The following is a 2,349-nucleotide window of genomic DNA, read 5'->3' as shown; positions in this document are numbered from 1 at the left end:
GCATTGGAAACGCCGTTATTCACCATCACATCAACGGTCAAAGAACCACTGACATAGGCAGGAGTAACTGCTGTTAAGCTGGTAGCGCTATTAACGTTTACATTCGTTGCCGCTACGCCGCCAAAACTTACGGTTGTACCTGGCGCAAAACCAGTTCCGGTTACTGTGACTAAGGTACCGCCTTCAATAGATCCTGTCGATGGACTAAGACCAGTTAGTGTAGGAGTACCTACCACATAAGTAAATCCTCCCGCTAAAGTCGCACTGCCAGTGCCATTATTGACGACCACATCTGCGATTAAAGCACCACTTACGTAAGCAGGGACAGTTAGGGTTAAGGTTGTAGAGTTCACTACCGTAATCGCACTGGCCGTTACCCCACCAATGGTTACTGTCGTTCCAGGAACAAAACCAGAACCACTTATGGTTGCCGTGACTCCTCCCGCAATCGAGCTACTACTAGGACTAATCGTGGCAATGCTTGGAGCAACAGACTGATAGTTAAAACCTGCAACCAAAGTAGCATTGGTACTGCCATTACTGACCAGTACATCAACCACTAATGGACCACTTATGTAGGCAGGAACTATTGCCGTCATCGTAGTATCATTTGCAACCACCACGTTGGTAGCTGAAACACCCCCGAAACTCACTGCCGTCATTCCCGTTAAACCCGTTCCGGTTAAGGTCACTGAGATCCCGCCATTAAGACTCCCAGTTGCAGGACTAATCGCGGATAATACTGGAGCATTAGCAACATAAGTATATGCTCCTGTCGAGGTAGTACTGCCCACGCCATTATTCACTACTACATCCACCGCCCCTGCAGCATGGGCTGGGGTGACGGTGGTAAGCGTCGTGGGATTAATAACTTGCACGTCCGTTGCTGCAACGCCCCCAAACGACACCGTCGTTCCAGGTATAAACCCTGTACCAGTAATCGTTACTGTAGTTCCCCCCGTAACTGAACCTGATGTGGGATTAATGCTTGAGAGAACAGGAGCAACACCTATATAGGTAAAACCACTGTGGAGGATGTAATTACCCGCACTATTAGTTACCGTTACATCTTTAATTAATGAACCACTTACATAAGCAGGAGTCACCACCGTCAAGGTAGTTGCGTTAAGTACTATCACTGAAGAGGCAGCCACATCCCCAAGCATAACCGTGGTGCCAGGAACAAAACCACTACCACTAATCGTAAGTAGGGTTCCACCCTGAACGGAACCTGTATTTGGCGTTACGCTGCTAATCACCGGGGTTGTAGCCAGATAGGTAAAACCATCTGCCAAAGTTGCATTCGATGTCCCATTATTCACGACGACATCCACATCCAGTGAACCACTGATGTAGGCAGGAACGGTTGCAGTCATGGAGGTCGGACTAATAAAACTGACACTGGTTGCGGCAATACCACCAAAACTTGCTGTTGAATTTAGAGTAAAACCAGTACCGGTTAGAGTCACGACTGTTCCACCGTTAACGGAACCAGTGTTTGGCGTAATACTGCTTAAGGTTGGTGCATTGGGTATATAGGTGTAGCCTCCTGATAACGTAGCACTACCTATTCCATTATTTAAAGTCACATCCTTCACTAAGGAGCCACTTACATAGGCCGGTATAGTCGCACTTAATGTGGTTACATTCGTTATATTAATATTCGTTGCCGCAACCCCACCGATACTTAGAGTGGTCCCTGGAACAAAACCACTACCCGTTACGTTTACAGTAGTCCCCCCTGCAGCAGAGCCGCTATTGGGAGTAATGCTTTCTAATGTAGGCGCTAAAGCTTGATAGGTAAACGCGTTACTTAAGGTGGCGTTTGATACGCTATTACTCACGACCAGATCAACCGTTAATGAGCCACTGACATAAGCGGGAGTGACGGCAGTAAGCACCTGAGAATTATTTACCATAACACTGGTTGCAGGAATTCCGCCCACAGAAACAGTGGTATCTGGCGTAAATCCTGAACCTGAAATCGAAATCAAGGTGCCTCCGGCTAAAGGACCCACTTGGGGTAGGACCGAGGTAACCGTAGGTCCTACTGCAGTATAGGTAAAGGCTGCCGCTAAAGTCGCAATAGCCACCCCATTATTCACGACCACATTTTTAACTAACGAACCGCTCACATAAGCAGGCACTACCAAGGTAATTGTGGTGGCATTTACTACCGTGATATTACTCGCAGTGACCCCACCGATCATGACTAAAGTCCCGGGAACAAAATTGGTACCGGTTACGGTTGCCATAACACCTCCAGCCACGGTACTGGTATTGGGACTAATACTCGTAATACTTGGCGCAATTGCCTGGTAGGTAAACCCACCAACTAACGTTGCATTG

At 47.6% G+C, this 2,349-nt stretch carries 1 protein-coding gene; it reads right to left on the bottom strand.

Translation table 11 applies throughout. The features are described from left to right. The coding region (locus ACD661_RS16865; RefSeq protein ID WP_400189003.1) for a beta strand repeat-containing protein at window positions 1–2,349 on the bottom strand (2,349 nt) is incomplete at both ends.

The organism is Legionella lytica, from assembly GCF_044626755.1.
Classification (GTDB): Bacteria; Pseudomonadota; Gammaproteobacteria; order Legionellales; family Legionellaceae; genus Legionella; species Legionella lytica_A.
Note: the sequence above shows the minus strand (reverse complement) of the source record. Positions and strands in the feature narration are given on the sequence as shown.